This window comes from Enterobacter sp. 342, assembly GCF_036663495.1.
Taxonomy (GTDB): Bacteria; Pseudomonadota; Gammaproteobacteria; order Enterobacterales; family Enterobacteriaceae; genus Enterobacter.
Window position 1 is genome coordinate 1 of record NZ_JAWUEI010000146.1, and the last position, 369, is coordinate 369.

Annotated in this window: 1 pseudogene; it reads left to right on the top strand. The window is 42.5% G+C overall.

Annotated features, from left to right (window positions below):
- Positions 1–203 (top strand): annotated as a pseudogene (locus V6E55_RS25695) (hypothetical protein); the annotation flags it as partial.
- Between the last annotated feature and the right edge of the window lie 166 nt (positions 204–369).

The following is a 369-nucleotide window of genomic DNA, read 5'->3' on the forward strand; positions in this document are numbered from 1 at the left end:
TCGGCCCAGATCCGCGAAATTTTAATCAGCGAGTCAGCTTGGGAAGAAATGACCTGCTTATTCGCACCTTCCTTAACAAAGCCATCAGCGTATTGCCGCTCTCCATCAATGCTAAATGTTCTCCCGGTAAATCAGTAGCGGATAAAGCGTACTTATTCGCTGTTGATTTACATTTCCCGCCATTCCCATTAATCATCAGGTAGCCTATAATTAATGTATCCTCTGCCTATTGTCTGACTAACCTCGTGAAGAGGGATAATGAACACTAAAATATTCGAAGACAACATTTTATCGGCTTTGTTGAATAAATCGAACTTTTGCTGAGTTGAAGGATCAGATCACGCATCCTCCCGACAACACAGACCATTC